The 21905-nt window shown below is 59.1% G+C and carries 19 protein-coding genes and 1 pseudogene; 13 read left to right on the plus strand and 7 right to left on the minus strand.

What is annotated here, in order from left to right; translation table 11 throughout:
* Position 1 precedes the first annotated feature (1 nt).
* Genes trpD through trpA form a run of 4 tightly spaced genes read left to right on the plus strand, consistent with a single transcriptional unit; the run spans position 2 to position 4527 of the window.
* Positions 2-1036, plus strand: a complete 1035-nt coding sequence (gene trpD, locus QP915_RS08780) for an anthranilate phosphoribosyltransferase (RefSeq protein ID WP_284769070.1) — start codon at positions 2-4, stop codon at positions 1034-1036.
* Positions 1036-2442 carry a bifunctional indole-3-glycerol-phosphate synthase TrpC/phosphoribosylanthranilate isomerase TrpF gene (gene trpCF / locus QP915_RS08785; RefSeq protein ID WP_284769071.1) on the plus strand — a complete coding sequence of 469 codons (1407 nt, stop codon included), beginning with the start codon at positions 1036-1038 and terminating at the stop codon, positions 2440-2442. The genes trpD and trpCF overlap by 1 nt, the downstream gene beginning before the upstream one ends.
* Before the next feature lie 13 nt (positions 2443-2455).
* Entirely contained in the window at positions 2456-3661 is a 1206-nt protein-coding gene (gene trpB, locus QP915_RS08790) for a tryptophan synthase subunit beta (protein WP_284769072.1), read from the plus strand.
* Positions 3661-4527, plus strand: a complete 867-nt coding sequence (gene trpA, locus QP915_RS08795; RefSeq protein ID WP_284769073.1) for a tryptophan synthase subunit alpha — start codon at positions 3661-3663, stop codon at positions 4525-4527. The genes trpB and trpA overlap by 1 nt, the downstream gene beginning before the upstream one ends.
* A gap of 65 nt (positions 4528-4592) precedes the next feature.
* On the opposite strand, the gene QP915_RS08800 is transcribed toward trpA, so the two are convergent.
* Complete coding sequence (locus QP915_RS08800; protein WP_284769074.1) at positions 4593-5804, minus strand: dicarboxylate/amino acid:cation symporter; 1212 nt, start codon at positions 5802-5804, stop codon at positions 4593-4595.
* Between the two features lie 192 nt (positions 5805-5996).
* Here QP915_RS08800 and QP915_RS08805 point away from each other — a divergent pair, with 192 nt between their 5' ends.
* From QP915_RS08805 to QP915_RS08825, 5 genes are all read left to right on the plus strand, one after another.
* Entirely contained in the window at positions 5997-6467 is a 471-nt protein-coding gene (locus QP915_RS08805) for an SdpI family protein (RefSeq protein WP_284769075.1), read from the plus strand.
* A 337-nt stretch (positions 6468-6804) separates the two neighbouring features.
* Entirely contained in the window at positions 6805-7026 is a 222-nt protein-coding gene (locus tag QP915_RS08810; RefSeq protein WP_284769076.1) for a hypothetical protein, read from the plus strand.
* A gap of 85 nt (positions 7027-7111) precedes the next feature.
* On the plus strand, positions 7112-7477 hold the full coding sequence (locus QP915_RS08815; RefSeq protein WP_284769077.1) for a Rieske (2Fe-2S) protein: 366 nt from the start codon (positions 7112-7114) through the stop codon (positions 7475-7477).
* Positions 7478-7578: 101 nt separating this feature from the next.
* Entirely contained in the window at positions 7579-8544 is a 966-nt protein-coding gene (locus QP915_RS08820) for a bile acid:sodium symporter family protein (RefSeq protein ID WP_284769078.1), read from the plus strand.
* 15 nt (positions 8545-8559) lie between these two features.
* On the plus strand, positions 8560-8868 hold the full coding sequence (locus QP915_RS08825) for a hypothetical protein (RefSeq protein WP_284769079.1): 309 nt from the start codon (positions 8560-8562) through the stop codon (positions 8866-8868).
* A gap of 12 nt (positions 8869-8880) precedes the next feature.
* On the opposite strand, the gene QP915_RS08830 is transcribed toward QP915_RS08825, so the two are convergent.
* Genes QP915_RS08830 through QP915_RS08845 form a run of 4 tightly spaced genes read right to left on the minus strand, consistent with a single transcriptional unit; the run spans position 8881 to position 12014 of the window.
* The gene (locus QP915_RS08830; protein ID WP_284769080.1) at positions 8881-9213 is read right to left on the minus strand and encodes a branched-chain amino acid transporter permease; all 333 of its coding nucleotides are present in this window, start codon (positions 9211-9213) and stop codon (positions 8881-8883) included.
* Positions 9214-9942 carry an AzlC family ABC transporter permease gene (locus QP915_RS08835; protein ID WP_284769081.1) on the minus strand — a complete coding sequence of 243 codons (729 nt, stop codon included), beginning with the start codon at positions 9940-9942 and terminating at the stop codon, positions 9214-9216. It abuts the gene before it with no gap.
* 39 nt (positions 9943-9981) lie between these two features.
* A complete protein-coding gene (locus QP915_RS08840) occupies positions 9982-10578 on the minus strand; it encodes a YqgE/AlgH family protein (protein WP_284769107.1) in 597 nt (198 codons plus the stop codon).
* The gene (locus QP915_RS08845; RefSeq protein ID WP_284769082.1) at positions 10578-12014 is read right to left on the minus strand and encodes a CCA tRNA nucleotidyltransferase; all 1437 of its coding nucleotides are present in this window, start codon (positions 12012-12014) and stop codon (positions 10578-10580) included. Before QP915_RS08845 ends, QP915_RS08840 begins: the two co-directional genes overlap by 1 nt.
* A 178-nt stretch (positions 12015-12192) precedes the next feature.
* On the opposite strand from QP915_RS08845, the pseudogene QP915_RS08850 reads away from it, so the two are divergent.
* From QP915_RS08850 to QP915_RS08865, 4 genes and pseudogenes are all read left to right on the plus strand, one after another.
* Positions 12193-12696 (plus strand): annotated as a pseudogene (locus QP915_RS08850) (NUDIX hydrolase); the annotation flags it as partial.
* On the plus strand, positions 12696-14891 hold the full coding sequence (locus tag QP915_RS08855; protein ID WP_284769083.1) for a DUF6049 family protein: 2196 nt from the start codon (positions 12696-12698) through the stop codon (positions 14889-14891). The pseudogene QP915_RS08850 and the gene QP915_RS08855, both read left to right, overlap by 1 nt.
* Positions 14892-14909: 18 nt before the next feature.
* A complete protein-coding gene (murJ, locus tag QP915_RS08860) occupies positions 14910-18338 on the plus strand; it encodes a murein biosynthesis integral membrane protein MurJ (RefSeq protein ID WP_284769084.1) in 3429 nt (1142 codons plus the stop codon).
* A gap of 183 nt (positions 18339-18521) precedes the next feature.
* Positions 18522-19055 carry a YceI family protein gene (locus QP915_RS08865; protein ID WP_284769085.1) on the plus strand — a complete coding sequence of 178 codons (534 nt, stop codon included), beginning with the start codon at positions 18522-18524 and terminating at the stop codon, positions 19053-19055.
* Between the two features lie 298 nt (positions 19056-19353).
* Here the strand turns inward: QP915_RS08865 and QP915_RS08870 are convergent, their stop codons facing one another.
* A complete protein-coding gene (locus QP915_RS08870; protein WP_284769086.1) occupies positions 19354-20064 on the minus strand; it encodes an IS6 family transposase in 711 nt (236 codons plus the stop codon).
* A gap of 351 nt (positions 20065-20415) precedes the next feature.
* Positions 20416-21858 carry a mercury(II) reductase gene (merA, locus tag QP915_RS08875; RefSeq protein WP_049151230.1) on the minus strand — a complete coding sequence of 481 codons (1443 nt, stop codon included), beginning with the start codon at positions 21856-21858 and terminating at the stop codon, positions 20416-20418.
* Positions 21859-21905 lie beyond the last annotated feature (47 nt).

Here is a 21905-nt window from a genome sequence, read left to right on the forward strand (position 1 = left end):
AATGAATCACACACCCCTGCGTACCTTACAAGCCTTCCTGAATAACTCTCAGCCCACCATGGAAGAAGCCATGGAGGTATTTACCCCCTTGGCTGTGGGCGACTACGACGATATTCATATCGCGGCGCTGCTTACCCATATTCGCACCCGCGGCGAGACCTTCGCAGACATTGCCGGCGCGGCCAAAGCTTTCTTGAAAGTGGGCTATCCATTCCCCATCACTGGAAAAGGACTCATGGATTCGGCCGGCACTGGTGGCGATGGCGCGAATACTATCAATATCACTACGGGCGCCTCCCTCATTGCCGCCGCCGGGGGAGTGAGAATGATCAAGCATGGCAACCGCTCGGTCTCTTCCAAGTCCGGATCAGCCGATGTCCTCGAAGCCCTGAATATCCCACTGGACCTAGACGCCGCCCGAGCAGTGCGCCAATTTAAAGCTTCCAACTTCACGTTCCTCTTCGCCCCGGCCTACAACCCAGCGGTCGCCCACGTACAACCGGTGCGCAAGGCGCTAGGTATCCCCACCATCTTCAATACACTAGGACCCCTCCTGTCCCCAGGACGCCCGTCACTGCAAATTATGGGCATCGCAAACCCAGCCCAAGGCCAACTCATCGCGGAAGTCTTTCGAGAGCTCGGCCGAGAGCGCGCCTTGGTCTTCCATGGTGCTGGAACGGATGAGATCGCTACCCACGGCACGACACAGGTCTGGGAGCTCAACGACGGCGAGATTGTCTCTTATGAGCTCACCCCAGAAGACCTCGGCATCAAGCGCCACGAACTAGCGGACCTAGCCGGCGGCGACGGCGCCGCCAATGCCCAAGCCCTCCGCACGGTTTTTGCCGGCCGCGGCGAGCCCGCCCATTGTGACGCCATTGCCGCTACCGCCGGCGCCATGTTTTACCTCAACGGGACCACGGAAACTATTGCGGCGGGAGTCACTCACGCAAAGGAACTGATTGGCAGCGGCACTGTTGAACAGTGGCTCACCCTTCACGAGAGCGCCAACTATGCAGTAGGGGAGGAGAGCTAATGTCGGAGAATACTTTGCCTACGGTGCTCGAGGAGATCGTCGCCCAGCGTCGCACTCACCTGCCCGCACTCCGAGAGCGCCTGTCCCACGTGGACCTGGCTAGCGTGCCACGCTCGGAGCGTTCGCTTGCCGACGCCCTCCGTGGCACCAACCGCTTCATCATGGAGTGCAAGTCCGCCTCGCCGTCCCTTGGCAAAATTCGCGAGGACTATCGCCCGGGCGATATTGCCCGGATCTACTCTCGCTATGCCTCCGCCATCTCGGTGTTATGCGAGCCCAATCGGTTTGGCGGCAACTATGACCACTTACAGACCGTCGCGCTATCCACCCATGTGCCGGTGCTGTGCAAAGACTTCATCGTCGATCCCATCCAGGTCTATGCCGCGCGTTACTACGGTGCCGATGCCATCTTGCTCATGATGTCTATCGTGGACAATGACACCTACGGTGAGCTCAAGGCACTGGCGGACGAACTAGGCCTAGACGTCTTGACTGAAGCCATTACCGAGGACGAAGTGGATCGCGCAGTGAATTTTGGCGTCGATATCATCGGCATTAACAACCGCAACCTCCACGATCTCAGCATCGACCTGGGCCGCACCGAACGCCTAGCCCGCCATATTCCAGACGGAAAGGTGATAGTTTCCGAATCTGGAATCCGCGATAATGCCACCGTCCGCCGGTTAGGAGCCCACGCACATGCCTTCCTTGTAGGCTCACAGCTCACCTCCCAGGAGGACATCGATCGAGCGGCGCGTGACCTCGTCTATGGCGCCAATAAAGTATGCGGCCTTACCACCGCCTCCTCCGCACAAGCAGCCCGTGCTGCTGGAGCCCGATACGGGGGACTCATCTTCGCGCCGGATTCGCCCCGCAGTGTTTCACGTGAAACCGCACAAAGCATCATTTCCGCAGAACCAGAGCTGGAGTACGTAGCCGTGACGCGGTCTACGGATGTGGAAACACTACGGAGCCTAGCCGGGGTCCCCGGCCTCAAAGTTCTACAGCTCCACGCCCCATTCCAAGGTAGTAGGGAAGCAGAGCTGAAACTCCTTCACGATGTTCGCGGCGTCGCTAACGGTCTCAACCTTTGGCGGGCCATCGACATGCATAACCCTGACTTCGCTTCCTTGACGCCGGACCTAGTACCAGAAGTAGAGGCACTCGTCCTCGACTCCGGCAGTGGCGGGACAGGAACCACTTTTGAATGGCGGACGATTCCCCCTGAAGTGAAGGAGAAATCCCTGCTCGCCGGCGGGCTCCGGCTAGACAACCTAGAAGAGGCACTGTCAATCGACACGGCGGGACTCGACCTCAATTCAGGCTTGGAGCATGCGCCCGGCCGCAAGGACTCCTCATTGATCGCCCAAGCCTTTAGCACCATTCGAAACTACACACACCCATAGAAAGAAGAGAACGATGACAGTTTCACGTGAAACGCTCCTTCCGGCATACTTTGGTGAATTCGGCGGACAGTTCGTCCCCGAATCCCTCATCCCGGCGCTCGACCAACTTGAGAAGGCCTTTGTCGACGCACAAAACAACCCCGCATTTCGCAAAGAGCTAAGCACGCTATTGCGTGATTATCTCGGCCGTCCCACACCAATTACAGAGGCGAGGAACCTCGGGGGCAAGGCGCGCATCTTCCTCAAACGTGAAGACCTCGTACACGGTGGAGCACACAAGACAAACCAGGTCCTTGGTCAGGCACTGCTAGCAAAGCGGATGGGGAAGACACGCATTATTGCCGAGACCGGAGCGGGACAGCACGGCACCGCTACTGCACTTGCTTGCGCACTTCTTGATCTCGAGTGTGTGGTCTACATGGGCGCTAAAGACGTGGCCCGACAACAGCCAAACGTATTCCGAATGGAGCTGATGGGCGCGAAGGTCGTCGCCGTCGACACCGGATCCGGAACTCTTAAGGACGCGGTAAATGAAGCCCTCCGTGATTGGACCGCCACCTTCCATGAATCCCACTATCTCCTCGGGACCGCGGCCGGGCCGCATCCATTCCCAACCATCGTCCGAGAGTTCCACAAGGTCATCTCTGAAGAGGCTAAGACCCAGATGCTTGAGCGCACCGGTGGGCTACCGGATGTAGTCGTGGCTTGCGTCGGCGGCGGTTCTAATGCAATCGGTATGTTCGCAGATTTTATTGAGGAAGAGGAAGTGGAACTCGTCGGCGCCGAACCTGGCGGCGAAGGTCTAGACTCCGGCAAGCACGGTGCCACCATCAACAACGGTACGGTCGGCATCCTCCACGGCGCGCGCAGCTACCTCATGCGCAACGCGGACGGCCAAGTGGAAGAATCCTATTCTATTTCCGCCGGACTCGACTACCCAGGTGTAGGACCGCAGCACGCACACTTACACGCCAGTGGCCGTGCACAGTATGTCGGCATTACTGACGCCGAAGCACTCGAAGCATTCCAGCTTCTATCCACAAAAGAAGGAATCATTCCTGCCCTCGAGTCCTCCCATGCGTTGGCCTACGCGTTAAAGCGTAAGGACGAGGACATCAACATCTTGGTCTCCCTTTCCGGTCGCGGCGATAAAGATATCGACCACGTTCGCCACACCCTTGAGACCCACCCAGAATTTGAACTCCAGGAGAAGAACTAATGAGCACTCGATACGAAGACCTATTCCGCTCACTACACAACAGGGGAGAGGGCGCTTTCGTCCCATTCCTTATGTTGGGCGATCCCACGCCGGAGCACACGCTGGCCATCGTGCGAACCGTCGTCGCGGCCGGAGCCGATGCATTGGAGCTAGGTGTTCCATTTTCTGACCCAGTGGCCGACGGCCCCACCATTCAGGCCTCCCACCTTCGCGCGATCGATGGCGGCGCCACCGTAGATTCCGCCTTGGAACAGGTGCGAACAATCCGCGCGGAATTTCCCGAGCTTCCCATCGGCATGCTCATCTACGGCAATGTGGCGTTCACTTGCGGTTTCGACCGGTTCTACGCCGAGTTTGCAGAAGCGGGCGCGGATAGCATTTTGCTTCCCGACGTCCCCGTTCGCGAAGGTGCTCCATTCATCACCGCAGCGGAAAAGGCCGGTATTGATCCAATCTTTATCGCCCCAGCCCGCGCGACAGCACACACCCTCGAGGGCGTCGCTCAAAGCTCGCGGGGATATATCTACGCAGTTTCACGCGATGGAGTTACCGGTGCCGAAAAACAATCAGAAACAATTGGCCTAGAAGAAGTCGTCGCTAACATCAAGAGGTTTGACGGACCTCCGGTGCTGTTAGGATTCGGCATATCTGAGCCGCAACACGTGCGCGACGCCGTGACCGCTGGGGCAGCGGGGGCTATTACAGGCTCCGCAATCACCAAGATTATTGATCGCTACGTTTCACGTGAAACAGACACGGAAGGCAGGCCAGTAGAAGGAACTCCAGGTCGCATTTCCGATGAGAAAGCATTGCATAAGGAACTCGCCGAGTATGTAGCTCGCATGAAGGCAGCGACTCAAGAGTAGTCCTGAAGACGCGAAGAACCCTCCTCAGCCCTCGGCAGCTGAGGAGGGTTCCCTATAAAAAGCCTCTACGCGGTTGCTTCTGCAGATTCCTCTTCGGTGTGGTCCTTCTTGGAGCCCGCGAACTTGTCCACGATCATCGCGATAGCGCCGTCGCCAGTAACGTTGGCGGCAGTGCCAACCGAATCGATAGCAATATAGGCGGCGATCATCAGTGCCACCATGCCATCGTCAAAGCCCATCATGTCCGCCAGTAGTCCAGCTGCGACCATGACCGCGCCGCCGGGCACACCCGGTGCCGCAATCATCATGATTCCCAATAGGAAGATGAAACCAAGTCCGGTACTCGTACTAATATCCAGGTTCGCCATGTACACGATGGCAAAAGCATAGAGCGTCAGTTTAATCATGGAACCGGAGAGGTGGATGGTCGCACACAGAGGAATAACAAAACTTGCCACCGGCTTCGAAATGCCATTCTTCAGCGTCGACTCCAAAGACACCGGAATTGTCGCGGCCGAAGAAGAGGTTCCCAGTGCGGTGAAATATGCCGGCACCATATTGCGCAGTGCCTTGAAAGGATTCTTTCCGATAATTGCGCCAGCGATAATGTACTGGAGCACCAGATAGACCAGAGTCATGACAACCGCCAGGATCAGGACCTTGGCGAAGGCCGAGAGCACTGAGCCCAAATTGCCATTCATACCCAAGCCTAGGAACATGCCGAAGATATAGAAGGGCAAAATTGGCACTACAAAGCCCCAAATGACCTTGACTACTACGCTCTCCAATTCCTTTGTGACCGCATACAAGGTATCGGACTTCACTGTAGTCATCGCTACGCCGATGCAGAATGACAACAAGAGAGCCGTCATGACCTCAAAAGGCGGCGCCATTTCCACCTCGAAGTACGGAGTGAGTGCCCCCTCATCAATATCGGAGACATTTGTAATCAGATCCTGACCACTGAGCATGGTGGGGTAGAGCCAGTGCGCAAGTACGTAGGCAAGAAGACCCGCAACAATCGTTGAGCCGTAGGCAATACCTGCAGTAACACCCAGCCATTTTCCGGCTCCCCGTCCCAGACCAGCAATCGACGGGGCGATAAGCGCGAAGATGAGGACCGGAATAAAGAAATTGAGGAAGTTACTAAAGAGTCCATTGAAGGTGGCGAATACGCGGCCAAACCATTCGGGCGCGAATTGGCTCACCACCACGCCAAGGATGATGGCGACGATGATGCGGAACAACAGAGATTCCGAGAGTTTCTTGAGATTCATGTACTTACAATCAAATCGGGTGTTTCGCCCCTTGGTAAACAATCCCAGGGTGAAACAGTACGGTACAGAGGCAACGGTCAATTCAATATCTATCGATCGACCTTAAAGGCATACTACCCGACCGGAGGCATAGCCAGAACACTCACCCCAGCCACGATTTTTATCTTGGCGCTACAAGGTTAAACTGAATACATGATCGCTGTGGGAATCATCTTTTTAATCCTCGCCGTCTTTCTTATCGTCGTGGGTGCCTTGGCCTCCACCAAGCGCCTACCTGGAAATAGCTATATCGGCTTGCGGCTGCAGGAAATTCGCAAGTCCCGTGAAGCATGGGACAATGCCCATCGCGTCGCCGGGCCATTCTGGATGCTGAGCGGCGTCTGCTTAGTCTTCGGCGGCATCGTCGCGCTCCGCGCTGAGGGCTGGATGTGGCTGATTCCAGTTCTTACCTTTGTGGCCGCAGTTCTAGCCCTCTCCGTCGGTTCCAATCTCGGCTCTCGTGCCGCGTTCCTCTACGAACAAGCACACGCGGATGAGGAGGGTTGTGGAGAATCCTGTAATTGTGGTTCCGACGGTTGCGGTGGGGAGGAGGCCGCCGCAGCACCCGCGCCCCAGGTTGATGTCGACGCGCTCCGTCACGCCGCTCGCGAATCTGACAGGTAGCCACGCACTCCTGCACAACCAACCCCCTTCTGGAAAAGAATTACATTTCATCCAGAAGGGGAATTTTTGTAGCTATGCCTTTCATATTGAATTATCGCTGCACTTTGTTATAGTCACAGTGACGCTAATAGTCGGAGCAGTTGCTTATTCCGTTTTAGTAACAGCCGATATTATAATTCAGTATATCTTCTGGCCATGACCCATACTTGACCTCACCTACAGTAGGTTCATCGTCCCATTCTTGTTCCTGCGAGAGAGGGTAGAGGTTACGTAAAGCTACCATGGAACCCTGACAGGCAAGAGCGCAACCAGCCCCCTGAAGGGCAGAATATAGTGCATGAAGAAAAGTACCGCCCTGGCGGCCATCGCCGCTTCAACTTTTGCGATCGGCGCTTACACTGAGCAAGACCACAAGGTAACGACGTCCGTAGCAGAAGCGCAAGAACAGCAATCTGCTCAGAGCATCGTAGATGATTTAGGAATTGAGTCCGGCACCTATGAACTTGTCGCTACCTCCGGTGGCTCTCCGGAGACTTGGGAAGGACTCCTAGCTAACTAACTACAGTGTTTCACGTGAAACTCTGATTACAACCGGCCAAACGGGTGTGGCACATTACGCAAGACCAACGGGCTAGAGTAGAGGCATGATTAAGTGCTCCCGTCGAATGTTTTTGCTTGGAACCGCCACCACATTTGCAGGCGCCTACGCCGCAGCTTGTGGCTCTTCTCCGTCCGCAGAAATTGCGGCTACCGAGATTCCGATTGGCTCTGCGAAGATTGTTGATGGCGTAATCTTCACCCAGCCCAAGGAAGGTGAGTTTAAGGCCTATTCTCAAACCTGCCCCCACCAACACAATCCAATCACCAAGATTGATGGCATGACGGCCACTTGCACGGCACATAACACTTCCTACAATCTCAGCGATGGAAGCGTAATCTCCGGCCCGGGGCGCGATCCATTGGAAGAATACGAAGTTAAACAAGACGGCTCTAACGTCACCACGGCCTAAAGTGCATTTCCCGTGTGGTTTCACGTGAAACTACACGGGTTGTGTTTTCTTGGCCCGAGCATCTGCAGCATGTGATGACGAATAGGGTTTAAACTCTTAGCATGCTGCAGCGTTTGAAAATACCCGACCCGCTTATCGTCCTCATTATCCTAGCGGTCATCATTGCGATCATTGCACCAGCCCGCGGGAGCTTTGCCGACATATTCGGCCAATTAACAAACGTGGCCATCGCGCTACTCTTCTTCTTGTATGGCGCGAGGCTTTCCACTCAAGAAGCCCTCAACGGACTCAAGCATTGGCGGCTACACCTCACAATTCTCGCTTTCACCTTTGTGGTTTACCCGCTTATAGGCATAGCTCTGCGCCCACTCACCGCTGTCATATCGCACGACATGTACCTGGGCATCTTATTCCTCACGCTGGTTCCATCCACGGTGCAATCTTCGGTTGCCTTCACCTCAATCGCGAAGGGAAACGTGGCGGGCGCAATCGTATCGGCTTCTGCCTCAAACTTGGTGGGAGTATTCATCACCCCATTGCTCGTCATGCTCCTGATGGGAACTGGGGGAGGAGTTCACATCGATACGTCTGTATTCGGCGAAATCGCCCTTCTATTGTTGGCGCCATTTGTTTTAGGTCAGCTAACTCGACGCTGGGTGGGGAAGGCTGCGCAAAGCAAGGCCACCAAAGGCGTGGACCGCGGCTCAATCGCAATGGTGGTATATTCGGCTTTTTCCAAGGGTGTGGTGGACGGAATTTGGTCCTCTATTTCCCTGTGGGATCTGGCGTTCCTAGTCGTCTTCGCCGCGATCTTCGTCGCCTTCATGCTGTGGCTCACCAGAAAGGCAAGCCAAAAAATGGGATTCAATCGCGCCGATACCATTGCAATCGAGTTCTGTGGATCGAAAAAGTCTTTAGCCACGGGACTGCCAATGGCGTCGGTAATCTTCGCTTCTGGCGGCGCATCCCTTGGTCTACTAATCCTCCCGTTGATGATTTACCACCAGGTTCAGCTCATGATGTGCTCGTGGCTAGCGGCCCGTTACGCACAGCGTCCCAGCACGTAGCTACACTTAAATGCCATGACGAATTACCTATACGTACGAACCGAACTGAATGTGCCCGGCGTGGGCTCAGCGATCCACATGGCGGAAATGGAAGAGCGCGACGCAACCAGCTGCCGCATGGTGCGCATGATTGCACTGGATCCCTCGGATGCCATCGTCGGGGTAGCGACACCTACTAGTTCCACGGGCAACGTAGATCAGCCGCAAGAGGTTGTCCCTCACCCGGATACCTATGATGATTTTCCGGACATTAGCGCGCAATACGTGGACCAGTCTCGGTTCGACGCCCTATGGTCCGAAGCCACCGCCAAGTTCGGCTTATAAGAATCACAGGGGCTAAAAGACTACGTTGACGAGGAGCATGTAGAAGGCGGTCCCGCCAAAGATGGACAGCGCTGACTCGCGCTTCCACAGGTGGAGTAAAAAGGTAACGAGCACGCCGAGTAAAGCCGCCCAGATACCACCGGGGGCGTCGCCCTGCCCGTGGACGGTATACACCACCAAGATGGTCATCACGCCCACAGGCATCATCATGCCGAGCAAGGAAAGGAACTGACTATCCTTCATCCATTTCACAAAGGAGAAAGGAAGTTGGCGAAGTACAACGGTAATCAAACCGATGGGAACCAAGACTGTCACGATAGAAGCAAGGGTGACTCCTGCGGGCATTTAGCACTCCTCCCGGAATCCCTTAAGGTCGCCTCGCCTACGCAAGCTGAAAGCGGCATCGACGCGTGGGGATAGGTACCGAACAATGAGCAGGATGAAGTAGACGCTGAGAGCCACCATGAGGAGTTGTCCAGGAGCGAAGGCGGCTGCGAGGATTCCTACCATTGCCGCGCTCAAAGGCAAAGAGAAGTCCTGGTTATTGCGGAAGGAATCCATCGCCAGCACGACGAACAGCGCCACTAGGGCGAATTCCATGCCCTGCACTGAAGAGGGAATCACCTGACCGGCGAGAGCACCGACAATGCCACCGCCTACCCACAGAGCCTGACAAAAAATTTGGATGGTGAGGATCCGGGATCCGGTCGGGCGGTCTTCGGTGGGGAGGGAGGAGACGATGGCATAGGTTTCGTCGGTAAGCGCATAGGTGGAATAAGCCCTGCCTAGGCGCGAGTGAATGCGTTGGCGAGGAAAGGTGAGGCCATAGAAAATATGGCGGAAGTTGACCATGAAACCGGTAACTAGGGAAGCCAAGGCTGTGGCGCCGCCGGTGACCATGGAAATAGCCAGGAACTCCATAGAGCCGGCGTAGATGACGATGGAAAAAATCGGCGTCCACCACCAACTGAAGCCGGATTGGACCATGAGCAGGCCGAAGGCTAGGCCGAGGGGAATGAGGCCGATGGCGGCGGCCCTAGTATCCCGCAAACCTTGGGAAATATCCTCACGCATGCGGGCTAGTTTAGCCCACTGCCTGCAGCGCGATAGGAATTAATTGTCTTCCACGTTGACAGGGTAGGTGGAGTACAGCGGCAACGGCATGGGTTGGCGCTTCATAACATCGGACCAGAGGTCGGCCGGACCCGGCGTAATGACGTCTTGGGCCAGGGCAGGGGAGACGAACCATTCGCCGGCCTCAATTTCCTCCGCGAGCTGGCCTGGGCCCCACTCGGCGTAGCCGGCAAACATGCGCATGCCCGAGACCAAGGGCTCTATCTCTTCTGGGTCGGCACGCAGATCCACATGCGCGAGGCGCGGGGCGAGGCGGGTGAGTCGGTCATGCTTGTCCGGATCGACGCCCTGGTTGGTCTGCGCGAGTCCTACGACGGATTGCTGATTGAGCGGGCCGCCGATGTACAGCGCCTGCGGCTTGGCCACAACGGGAAGCCATTCCGGCAGCACATTGAAAATCGCCACCTCGGAGCGCTTGGTCAGATCCACGCCGAAGGTCATCATGTCATTGTGCTCAATAACGAGAATGACGGAACGGGCGAATTCCGGCGAAAGCATCCCCGGAGCGGCGATGAGCAGCTGGCCGGGGGCGGGGTCATTGCGCTCGAGGGCGTTGAATAATCTATCGGCAAACATCACTGTTTAGAATCCCACCACTCACGCAACTTCGCAATCGCTTCCTCGCGCTCGAGGGGGCCATGCTCGAGGCGCAGCTCCTTGAGATAGGACCATGCCTGGCCCACCTCAGGGCCGGGCTGGAGCCCTAAGATCTCCATGATCTCGTTGCCGTCGAGGTCTGGACGCACGCGGGCCAAGTCCTCCTTGCGGCCGATCTCTTCGATACGCTCCTCGAGCTGATCGTAGGTGCGCTGGAGGCGGCGGGCCTTCTTGGCATTGCGGGTGGTGCAATCCGCGCGCACCAGCTTGTGCAGGCGGGGAAGAAGCTTGCCGGCGTCGGTGACATAGCGACGCACGGCGGAATCAGTCCACTGATTTTCCCCAAACCCGTGGAAGCGCATGTGTAGGTACACCAGCTGGCCGATGGACTCCGTGGTGGCCTTCGGGTACTTCAACTTGCGCAGGCGCTTGCGGGCGAGCTTGGCGCCCACCACCTCGTGGTGGTGGAAGGAGACCTTGCCATCGGTGTTATCAAAGGTATCCGGCTTGCCAATATCGTGCAGCAGCGCCGCCCAGCGCAGGACAAGATCAGGTCCATCTTCCTCTTGATCCATGGCCTGGCTCAGCACCTTGAGCGAGTGCGCATAGACGTCCTTGTGCTGCGCGTGTTCGTCCGCGGTCATGCGTAGCGCGGGGATCTCAGGGAAGATATAGTCCGCGATTCCCGTAGATACCAGTAGATCAATGCCATCCCACGGGGCCGTGCCGCAGATGAGCTTATCCAGCTCCACCTGCACGCGCTCCACGGTGATGCGCTGGATCTCGCCAGCCATATCCCGCATGGCCTCCACAACGCGATCCGCCACGCGGAATTCCAACTGGGAGGCGAAACGAGCCGCACGCAGCATGCGGAGCGGATCATCGTGGAAGGAGATCTCCGGCTTATCCGGGGTATCGAGCACCCGGTCAGCCACGTCTTGGAGGCCGTGGAGGGGATCGTGGAACTTAAAGGAGGCGTCGGCAAGCAGCTCAATGGCCATCGCATTGGCCTTGAAGTCGCGCCGGACAAGATCGCCTTCCAAGGTGTCACCGTAAACCACCTCAGGATTGCGGGACTGGCCATCATAAGAATCGGAGCGGAAGGTAGTGATCTCAATCTGCTGGCCCTTGTAGGCCGCGGAGACGGTACCGAAGTCTATGCCGGTATCCCACACGGTTTCGGCCCACTCATCGAGAATCTCCTTGACCACCTCAGGACGGGCCGGGGTAGTAAAGTCCAGGTCATTTCCCAAGCGGCCCAAAAGCGCATCGCGCACAGAGCCGCCCACGAGGTAGAGCGAGTAGCCGCGCGCGGCAAATTTCTCCACCAGTCCACCCAGCAGGCTGCTGAGGGAGGAGACGGTGGATTCCGCGCGGGCAAGAACGCCGATTAGCTGAGTGTCCTGAAAATTCACGGGTGAGAGTCTACTACGATTGGCAGGGATGACTAACCAAGAACAGGGCCCCTCCAAGGGAGGCGGCCGCAACCGCAACCGGTCTCGGCGCAGGCGGCGCCGCCGGCCGGATAATCGCGCGCGCCGCACCACCCAGCAGCGCAAGCCCTACCGCGGTGGCAATGGCCAATCCACGGCCATGGAAACCCGCGATGAAACCTCCGCGGGCGGCCTCGTTGTCTCCGGCTTGGCGGAGTGCGTCGATGCCAATGGCAATGTCGACCTTTCCCGGCTCTATGTGGCGCTCATCGGCCGCCTCGACCGCCGCGGACGCCTGCTGTGGTCCATGCCCAAGGGCCACGTGGAAAATGGCGAGGCCAAGGAGGTCACCGCTGAACGCGAGGTATGGGAAGAAACCGGCATTTTTGGCGAGGTGTTTGCGGACCTCGGCATGATTGATTACTGGTTCGTCTCTGATGGGGTGCGCATCCATAAGACCGTGCACCACCACCTGCTGCGTTTTGTAGACGGCATTATGAACGATGAGGATCCAGAGGTCACTGAGGTCTCGTGGATCCCCGTCTCCGAACTCATCGAGCACTTGGCCTACGCCGATGAGCGCAAGCTAGCGCGCATCGCGCATGATCTTCTTCCCGATCTCGCACGAAAGGAAGCCGCGGCGGGGAAAGTGACCCCACGGTAATGCGCCAGCGCCTGAAGTCTTGGGCCGTCGTGGGCGGCTGCATGGCGGTAGCAGGGTGGGGCGTGTGCCTGCCGCTACCAGAGGCCGCCGCGCAGATGGACTCGGCCGCCGAAAAGCAGCAGGATATCCAGGCATGGTTGGGCGCGCGCGGGCCGGAGCGGGCCACTCTTGATCTCCTTGCGGCCGAACCCTTTACCGTGGGCAAGAACCTGAAACTGACCTTCCGGCTGCACAATCCCACCGACGAAACCATGGAGGATCTCCAACTCACGAGCCGCCGCGGCGATGCCGTGCAGGACACCGCGCAGGCCCGCACGCAGCTGGCCACCGGCGAATTCCCGTATTACGGCCCCAGCACTACCACCGCACCCCTGCAGCCGGGCGAATCCCGGGAGGTCACCTTCCAGGTTCCCACCTCCCTGCACGGCGAGCAGACCCTGGCCATCGAAGAGCCCGGCTCCTATCCGCTGCTATTTACCCTCACCGGCACTGTAGGCGGCGAGGCGGTCAGCTTTGCGGAGGAACGCCTTGTGGGCCAGGTGAAGGGGAAGGAGCAGGCGCTTGGCGATGCCCCCTCGGATCCCACACCCCACGATCTCACCGTGATCTATCCCATCAGCGCCGATATCGACTCGATACCAGGCGGCGCTGGGGGAGAGGAGCTTATCCTCTCCTCTGATGAGTTGGCAGATGAACTGGCTGAGGGCGGCCGGCTCGATCGCTTGGTCAGCACGTACGCCGATCACGACCTGCGCGGGGCAGGCTGCGTAGCCATCGATCCCGCCCTTTTGGATACGGTCAACCGCATGGCGGAGGGCTATAAGGTAGGTTCGGCCCGCCCACCTCAAGCCGAGCGCCCTAAGCGCCTGCGCGATTCGTGGTTTACTAACGAGGACGATGTGCACCTCGAACCCGGCACGGGGAAAGAGGATGCTGCCCGCTGGCTCAAGCGCCTGCGCGAGCTCGATTGCTTTATGTCTATGCCGTGGGCGAACGCCAATGCTTCCTCCGTGGCCAAGGCGAATAATCCCTTCCTTACTTATGAGGGGCTACAACGCGGCAATCACACCATCGAGCGAATCCTCGGTGCCAAGCCGGCCACCACCGTGCTCGCGGTCGGCTCCGGCTATGTGGATCAGCAACTGCCCCTGCCCGCGTTGGTGGCGGATAATACTTCGTGGCCCGGCCGCGCCGTGACTTTCGACGCCTCCCTGGGCGCCCTCCTCGCCCAAACCGGCTCCAAGCCACAGACGGTGGGCTATTCCAACCCGGAGCTGCGCTACGATTACTCGCTCGATTCCGATCTTTCTCGTGCCATCACCGGCGGCGCCGCACTGAGCTTGGCCGCGAGCGATGACACCGTGGCGCGCTTGCCCAATTACTTGGATCCCAGCGCGGCCGAGTACGCACTCGACTCTGCCGAGGCACTCATCGCTTCCGGTAAGTCCCATCCGCGCACCGTCGGCAGCCTAAAGCAGGAGACCGCGGAGCCCGGTTCACTGCCCGGCAGCCCCTTTAGCGATCCCGCCGCCTTTGCCGAATCCGATATCGTCCGCGTGGAGCAGCAGGCCCGCTATACCGATGAGCTGATGAATATCATGGTCGATGATCCAGATATCGCGCTCACTCGCTATGAATTCGTCCTGCCTTTGCGCCGGGATCTGCTCGCCGCCCTCTCGCTGACCAACCGCGATAGCTTGGGAAGCAATGCAGAGGCACGGCGCCGGTTCACTCACACGATGGATGTGCATTCCGATACGCTGCGGGACCTGCGTTCTTCTGTGGCTCTTATCCCACCGGGCAATGTCTATACCCGCGTATCCGAGTCATCGCCGCTGCTCATCGTGGCAGAAAATGGCCTGCCACTACCGGTGGAGGCCAAGCTGCAATACGATGCCCCCGATGGCGCGCGCCTCAACACACCCAAGAGCGTCCGTATTCCGGCCAAGGGCTCTATTACTGTATCCATGACCGCCGATATGCCTAAGGACGCCGATCGCACGGACATTGGCCTATGGCTTGCTACCCCAGAAAAGCAAACCATCTCCGAGCCCATCAATATCGCTGTGCAAACGCGTGCCGGTATCGTAAGCGTGTATGGCGTCGGCATAGCCGGCGCCCTTGCGCTGGTCTTAGCCACGCTCTTCCGGCTAGGCCGCCATCGGCGCAAAAAATCACAAAGGCTTAAAAAGTAAGTTGAAGTTGTATCCTCTATGACTGATAAGACTGGCCGCGAGGCCGAACACGTGGAGAAGTCACCTGCGGGTGTAGTTGACCCGAAGGATGCCGCCGTGCCGGCAGAGCACCCCGCCCCGGCGGGTGCCCGCGGCCGCATCGTCCAGGCCTCTCCTCCCGCTCCGGTACCAGAAAAGCGCCCCACCCCAGCGGTGAAGGACACCACCGTTCCTCCTGAGGAGGATAAGTCCGCGCTCACTGGACGCAACGCGGACAATGAATCATCCAATCAGGATGTCATCCGCGCAACAGGCACGATGGCCATCGCGACGCTGCTGTCCCGCATCACCGGCTTCTTGCGCCAGATGCTCATCGGCGCCACGCTCGGCGCCACGGTGGGAACTGCGTTTAGTAGCGCCAACCAGATCCCCAACCTCGTCACCGAGATCGTTTTGGGTGCGGTGTTGACCTCTCTGGTCGTCCCCGTCCTCGTGCGCGCCGAAAAGGAAGACACGGACCGCGGCGAGACCTTTGTCCGGCGGCTATTTACCCTGGCCTTTTCCATCCTGGGCATAGTCACCATCGCCTCCGTGGTGCTCGCGCCCTTCTTAACCAGGATGATGCTGCCGGAGGATTCCAAGGCCAATGCCGTGCAGGCAACTTCCTTGGCCTTCTTGCTGCTGCCGCAGATTCTTTTCTACGGCCTCTTCGCCCTTTTCCAGGCCGTCCTCAATACCAAGAATATCTTTGGTCCGGGCGCCTGGGCGCCGGTGATCAATAACTTCATCTCCATTGGTGTGCTGCTGGCTTATCGCTTCCTGCCCGGCCAGCTAGACCCGCATGAGCCCACGCCGGTGGCCGATCCGCACGTCATGCTCTTGGGCCTGGGCACCACCACGGCGGTGATGGTGCAGTGCCTCATCCTATTGCCATACCTGAAGAAGGCCGGCATTAACCTGCGCCCCAAGTGGGGCTTGGATGCGCGCATCAAGCAATTCGGCGGCATGGCACTGGCCATCATTACCTACGTAGCCATCTCCCAGCTGGGCTACGTGGTCACCTCCCGCGTGGCCGCATACGCGGATGCGGGCGCACCGCTGGTCTATCAGAATGCCTGGCTCATGCTGCAGGTGCCTTATGGCGTTATCGGCGTGACGCTCCTGACGGCGATTATGCCTCGCCTGTCCCGCAACGCCGCCGACGGCGATGTAGATGCCGTGGTCCGCGATCTCACCCTGGGCTCCAAGCTGACTTTCATCGCACTTATCCCCATCGTCATCTTCATGACCGGCTTCGGCGTTCCTATCGCCCGCGCCCTCTTCCAATACGGTGCCTACGGCGCCGAGAGCGCCGAGCAGCTCGGCCTGACCATCAGCTTCTCCGCCTTCACACTCATCCCGTATGCCTTGGTGCTGCTGCACCTGCGCGTGTTCTATGCCCGCGAGGAAGCCTGGACGCCTACCTTCATCATCGCCGGCATCACGCTGACCAAGATCGTCCTCACTCTCTTGGCACCATTGATGACGTCCAACCCGGACCGCGTGGTGATTCTGCTCGGTACGGCCAATGGCTTTGGCTTCGTCTCCGGTGCGGTCATTGGCGGCTTCCTACTCAAGCGCAAGCTCGGCAGCCTCGGCGGCAAGGCCGTCACGCAGACCGTGCTGTGGGCTTCCGGTTCCGGCCTAGTGGGCTTGGTCGTCTCCTGGGTGCTGTACTGGGTCGTGAATCTCCTCCTTCCGGAGAATTTGCCGTCCATCGTCTCGCTGATCAAGGTCGCGGTGCTTGGCATCATCTTCCTCATCGCCACCGGCCTGGTGCTGTCCAAGTCCTCCTTGCCGGAGGTACAGAACTTGGCCCGCGCCCTGCAGCGCATTCCGGGCATGTCCCGCTTCATCAAGGTCGATTCCTCCAAGGCCATCGAGCTAGAGGAGCCCGACGTACCGGAAATCCGGCCGGTATTTACCCAGGACGCTTTCAATGCCACCCTGGTGCCGCCGCCGATGTCCGCGGGCATCGTCCGCGGCCCACGCCTGGTCCCAGGCGCCCCGGTATCGGACGGTCGCTTCCGCCTGCTGCAGGATCACGGTGCGGTCACTGGTGCGCAATTCTGGCAGGCACGCGAACAGTCCACCGGCCGACTGGTCGCCTTGACGTTCGTCGATACCAATAGCCTGGCGCCGATTGCGCCGTCGACGCCGGGAATCGCGGCGCGCCGCTCCGCGGAGATTTCGCGCAATACCCGCCGCCTGGCCGAGCTGGAGCTCGATACCGTGGCGGATAATATCCAAGTTCTGTCTTATCGCACGGGCTGCCTGGTGGTAGCGGATTGGTTTGAGGGCACCTCCCTCAAGCAGGTAGCGGAGGCCGATAACCTCGATCCCCATTCCGTGGCACGAGCTACTGCGCCGCTTTTTGCTGATGCCGCCGCTGCCCACGACGCCGGCCTCACCCTCGGCGTGGAGCACCGTGACCGTTTCCGCGTCTCTACCGATGGCGTGGTCAAGGTTGCCTTCCCAGCCGTGCTGGACGGCACCTCCGCAGCCACCGACCGCGAGGCTTTGAGCTCCGCCCTCGAGCTGCTGGTGGAGTCTACCGAACCTTCGCCGAAGAAACTGCGCGATATTTCTGAGGACGCCAATCTCCCCGCAGACGAGGCCGCCCAGCGCATCGAAGATGCGCACTACGCGCTCGATAGTGCTGATGAGGACAGCCGCGAGGAAAAGATGGAGGAGCTGCAGGAGGCACAGGCGCTAACCTTGGCCGGCATCGCCCAGCGCCTGCACGACTTCGCACCGGATGAACCAGAAGAAACACCTGAAGCCCTGCCGGTGAAGGCACAGGTAGAACCGGATCAAGAGGATGACCCCGCGCAAGAACCCGGCTTTGGCGGCCGCGGCTATTCCGGTTCCGGCGTCATCGTCATCGGCATCTTTGCCACGATCTTCGTCGTAGCAATGGCCGCGCTCACCACCTGGATCATGTCCTTGCTCAGCAATGTGGAGGCATCCAACCCGGTCAGCGAGACCATCCACGGCAGCACGGACATTCCGGATACCCCGCCGGTGCGTCTCCAGCCTTCCTCTGCGGTTACCGTCCCTGATAACAAGGACAACGCAGCGCTTATCGACGGCAAAACGGCCACCACGTGGTCCACCGCCGAGGAGGACACCGGCGTCCTCGTCACCTTGGATACGCCAACGCACCTAGCGGTCCTGCCGGTGGTGCAGTCCAACTCAACTGGGGCGAGGTACGCCGTCTATGGCGTAAACCAGGACAGCTTCAATCCGGAGAACCCACAAGCTGGCTCCCTGCACCAACTGGCCAGGGGCAAGTTCGAAAGCGGCAAGGAAGATATCGAGCTGGAGGAAACCACCGAGCAATTCGATGGGATCCTCTTCATGATCACCGAGCTGCCCAAGTCCGATAAGGCAACCATCGCAGACATTGGTCTCGTCGGGCAGCCCTAGGCGCAACCCACACGGCCGAATCGAGGAACACGACCTTCGATTCGGCCTTCTTTTTTAAATTCTTCCCAATCACACTTCTGTGACCTGCACGTTCAAAAACTTTTTACTTCACGTGTTGACTATTTAGAAGTGGTACGTACACTGTGGGGTGTAACGCAAACAACAACCTTAGGAGTATTCATCATGTCCCTCGCAGCAGGTACCTACGCACTTGACCCAGCCCACACCGTTATCGGATTCGTCGCCAAGCACGCGATGGTCACCAAGGTTCGCGGTAACTTCGCAGACTTCGAAGGCACCATCACCGTGGCCGAGAACATCGCCGATTCCGCTGCTGAGACAATTATCCGCACCGCTTCCATCTCCACCGGCAACGATGACCGCGATGCACACGTAAAGAACGAAGATTTCTTCGCAGTAGAGCAGTACCCGGAGATTACCTTCAAGGCCACCAACCTCAACGTTGATGAGAATGGCAACGGCACCGTCACCGGTGACCTCACTATTAAGGGCACCACCAAGTCCGTCGACCTCGACGTTGAAGACGTTGCTACCGCCGAGGACCCATTTGGCAATACCCGCCTGGGCTTCGAGGCAACCACCAAGATCAACCGCAAGGACTTCGGCATCGACTTCAACGCTCCGCTGAAGACCGGCGGCGTGCTGGTCTCCGAGGAGATCAAGATTGAGCTCGAGGTCTCTGCTATCAAGCAGTAGGCCCGTAGCCCCAGACACACTAGAAGCATTAAGCTTCCCCAAGCCCGCAGCCACCTTCTGGCTGCGGGCTTTTCCTACGTCTTCCGGTCTAGCGGTACAGCCACTCCTTACCCTTGGGAAAAGCCATTCAGCCCCTCAGCACCTCTGGATATCAGCCAATCAACGGGTTTGGCTTCACCTATAAAGGAAACAATTCAAAGTCGCCACAGGAGAATTGCAGGGTGCTGTTGCAAAGTTGGGCGGAGAGCCGAGACGACCCAGTTTCTCATTTCCTGATGGCCGCTGCGTGCCGGCGTTCTCAGGCCGTCTCGAAGACCCGGTTGACGATCACCGCGTCCGGATTGGGGTGCCCATAAGCAAACATCGTGCCCTGACCTTTCCGTAATGAATGCATCGCTTCCATCCCTTTCAACGTCCGGTAGGCGGAAATTCGGTTTTTGAACGCCCCCTTCGGTCCCAGGATTCTTTTAAGTCGGCCATGATCTCCCTCGAGAACGTTGTTCAGGTATTTCACCTGCCGGTACTCCACCGTCTGAGGGCAGATTCCCTCCGCCTTCAGCTCGGATATTGCCTTGGCCAGAGCTGGTGCCTTGTCGGTGTTGATGACCCGCGGGGACCCGGCTGTCGTATTCGATCGCAGCGTCTTGGCCAGGAAACGCTTGGCCGCAGCCACATTCCGTTTTGGTGAGAGGTAGAAGTCTAAGGTCTGGCCACCGGCGGTAATAGCCCGGTAGAGATAGCACCACGTGCCGCCGACCCGGATATAGGTCTCATCCACCCGCCAGGACCGGGCCTGCCAGTCGGGTACCTGCCGGTACCAGCGAGTGTGCTTATCCAGCTCAGGGGCGTATTTCTGCACCCAGCGGTAGATCGTGGTGTGATCGACTGGCACACCCCGCTCGGTCATCATTTCTTCGAGGTCGCGGTAGCTCACGCCGTAGCGGCAGTACCACCGCACCGCCCACAGGATGATGTCACGGGGGAAATGCCGACCGGAGAAGATGCCCATGGCTCTGATTATTTCACGCCGGTCTTTCTACTGCCCCAACTTTGCAACAGCACCGACATACTTCACGCTGGCATCCACATTACTTTGAGACCTCGCACATTCTGTGCGGGTCAGGTTCCTATTAGCAGTCTGGAGTATGTCACTGCCTTCGGCGGCATCACCCCCGGATCATTTTCAGACAGGGACGAAAATAAGCCATACCGAAGCCAGCGACTAGTTCCACTGCCACAAGGCAGAAGGAACGCAGATAAACATAGCCTGCCCCAGCATGGGGCTAGGAGTACGAATCCTGGGCTCCTTCAAGCGGAACTGCCAACAACGTAATGGGATTAGGCTGGGATCTGGCGCGGGTCAGGAGGCGCAGCAGGAGAGTTTGGAGACGTCGGTGGTGAAGGACTGTGCGGCGATTTTGATCCCTTCGGCCATGGTCAGGTATGGGCACCAGAGGTTCGCGACCTGGTCAACGGTCATGCCGGCCTCGAGGATGTAGACTCCGGCGGCGGCCAGGTCACCGGCCTCCTTGCCGACGGCGGTGATCCCCACAATCCGTCCGGTGTCGGCGTCGGCGACGATTTTGATGAAGCCGCGGGTGTCCCGGTTCACCAGTGCCCGGGGAACGTATTCCAGGGGCAGGACCCGGCATTCACACCGGATGCCCGCCTCGTTGGCTTCCTTGTCGGTCATGCCGACCGCGGCCAGTGACGGGCTGGTGAACGTCACGCGGGGCAGGTGCCGGTAGTCGACCTCGCGCCCGGCGTTGTTGAAGGCGTTCTCCACCATCAGGGTTCCGTGGGCGGACGCGACGTAGACGAATTCTCGGTGCCCGGTCACATCCCCTGCGGCCCAGATCCTGGGGTTGGAGCTGGCGAGTGTGCTCTCGACCAGGATCTGGCCGGTGTCGCCGGTCTTGACGCCGACGGCGTCCAGGTTCAGTCCGTCGGTGACGGCGCGTCGGCCGGTGGCTACCAGCAGCTTTGCGGCGCGGAATTCCTCCTGGCCCCCGGCGACCGTGGCGGTGACAAGGACCTCTGCGCCGGCGGGATCTGTGCGGACCGAAGTTACGGCTGCGCGGCGGACCACGCGGATGCCCTCGTCGGCGAAGACGCCCATCAGCGCACGGGAGGCTTCTGGTTCCTCGTGCGAGGCAAGCCTGGAGCGGACCAGCAAGGTCACTTTGGATCCGAGGCGGGCAAAAAGCTGCGCCTGCTCCAGGGCCACGTACCCGCCGCCGAAGACGATCAGGGACTCGGGCACTTCGTTCAGTTCCATGGCGGTGGTCGAGGTCAGGTAGTTGACTTCATCCAGTCCCGGCACCGGGGGTGCCCACGGGGTCGAACCGGTCGCGACCAGATAATGGGCGGCGGTCAGGGAGTCGCGGGTGCCGTCGGGTCCGGTGATTTCCAGGACCGGTTCCTCCGGGGTGCCGGCGAACACCGCGGTGCCCTGGCGCAGGTCCCATCCGTAGTCGGCGGCCAGATCCACGTATTTATCCGAGCGCATTCGCTCGACCAGGGAGCGTTTCCCGTCTATCAGTACACCCATGTCCACCGGGGCGGCGGAAGTGCTGATCCCGGGGAACCTTCCGGTCGCATCCACAGCGACATGCCGGGCTTCGGCGGCGGCCAGCAGGGCTTTGGAGGGAACGCACCCGGTGTTCACACAGGTCCCGCCCACCGTGGAGCGTTCGATCATCACGACCCGATAGCCCAGCTTGGTGGCCCGGATGGCGGCGGCGAAGGCGCCGCCTCCGGAACCGATCACGGCTAAATCAAAATCTGGTGCTGCCTCAGGCATTAGTCCTCCTTGGAGTCTCGAATGAACACCCCGGGGGGCGTTCCTTT

The sequence above is a fragment of the Corynebacterium sp. MSK158 genome, assembly GCF_030229085.1.
Taxonomy (GTDB): Bacteria; Actinomycetota; Actinomycetes; order Mycobacteriales; family Mycobacteriaceae; genus Corynebacterium.

Excerpts from the sequence above, each read along its gene's own strand:
- trpD (WP_284769070.1), top strand. The coding sequence starts at position 2 with ATGAATCACACACCCCTGCGTACCTTACAAGCCTTCCTGAATAACTCT.
- trpCF (WP_284769071.1), top strand. The coding sequence starts at position 1,036 with ATGTCGGAGAATACTTTGCCTACGGTGCTCGAGGAGATCGTCGCCCAG.
- trpB (WP_284769072.1), top strand. The coding sequence starts at position 2,456 with ATGACAGTTTCACGTGAAACGCTCCTTCCGGCATACTTTGGTGAATTC.
- trpA (WP_284769073.1), top strand. The coding sequence starts at position 3,661 with ATGAGCACTCGATACGAAGACCTATTCCGCTCACTACACAACAGGGGA.
- QP915_RS08800 (WP_284769074.1), bottom strand. The coding sequence starts at position 5,804 with ATGAATCTCAAGAAACTCTCGGAATCTCTGTTGTTCCGCATCATCGTC.
- QP915_RS08805 (WP_284769075.1), top strand. The coding sequence starts at position 5,997 with ATGATCGCTGTGGGAATCATCTTTTTAATCCTCGCCGTCTTTCTTATC.
- QP915_RS08810 (WP_284769076.1), top strand. The coding sequence starts at position 6,805 with ATGAAGAAAAGTACCGCCCTGGCGGCCATCGCCGCTTCAACTTTTGCG.
- QP915_RS08815 (WP_284769077.1), top strand. The coding sequence starts at position 7,112 with ATGATTAAGTGCTCCCGTCGAATGTTTTTGCTTGGAACCGCCACCACA.
- QP915_RS08820 (WP_284769078.1), top strand. The coding sequence starts at position 7,579 with ATGCTGCAGCGTTTGAAAATACCCGACCCGCTTATCGTCCTCATTATC.
- QP915_RS08825 (WP_284769079.1), top strand. The coding sequence starts at position 8,560 with ATGACGAATTACCTATACGTACGAACCGAACTGAATGTGCCCGGCGTG.
- QP915_RS08830 (WP_284769080.1), bottom strand. The coding sequence starts at position 9,213 with ATGCCCGCAGGAGTCACCCTTGCTTCTATCGTGACAGTCTTGGTTCCC.
- QP915_RS08835 (WP_284769081.1), bottom strand. The coding sequence starts at position 9,942 with ATGCGTGAGGATATTTCCCAAGGTTTGCGGGATACTAGGGCCGCCGCC.
- QP915_RS08840 (WP_284769107.1), bottom strand. The coding sequence starts at position 10,578 with ATGTTTGCCGATAGATTATTCAACGCCCTCGAGCGCAATGACCCCGCC.
- QP915_RS08855 (WP_284769083.1), top strand. The coding sequence starts at position 12,696 with ATGCGCCAGCGCCTGAAGTCTTGGGCCGTCGTGGGCGGCTGCATGGCG.
- murJ (WP_284769084.1), top strand. The coding sequence starts at position 14,910 with ATGACTGATAAGACTGGCCGCGAGGCCGAACACGTGGAGAAGTCACCT.
- QP915_RS08865 (WP_284769085.1), top strand. The coding sequence starts at position 18,522 with ATGTCCCTCGCAGCAGGTACCTACGCACTTGACCCAGCCCACACCGTT.
- QP915_RS08870 (WP_284769086.1), bottom strand. The coding sequence starts at position 20,064 with ATGGGCATCTTCTCCGGTCGGCATTTCCCCCGTGACATCATCCTGTGG.
- merA (WP_049151230.1), bottom strand. The coding sequence starts at position 21,858 with ATGCCTGAGGCAGCACCAGATTTTGATTTAGCCGTGATCGGTTCCGGA.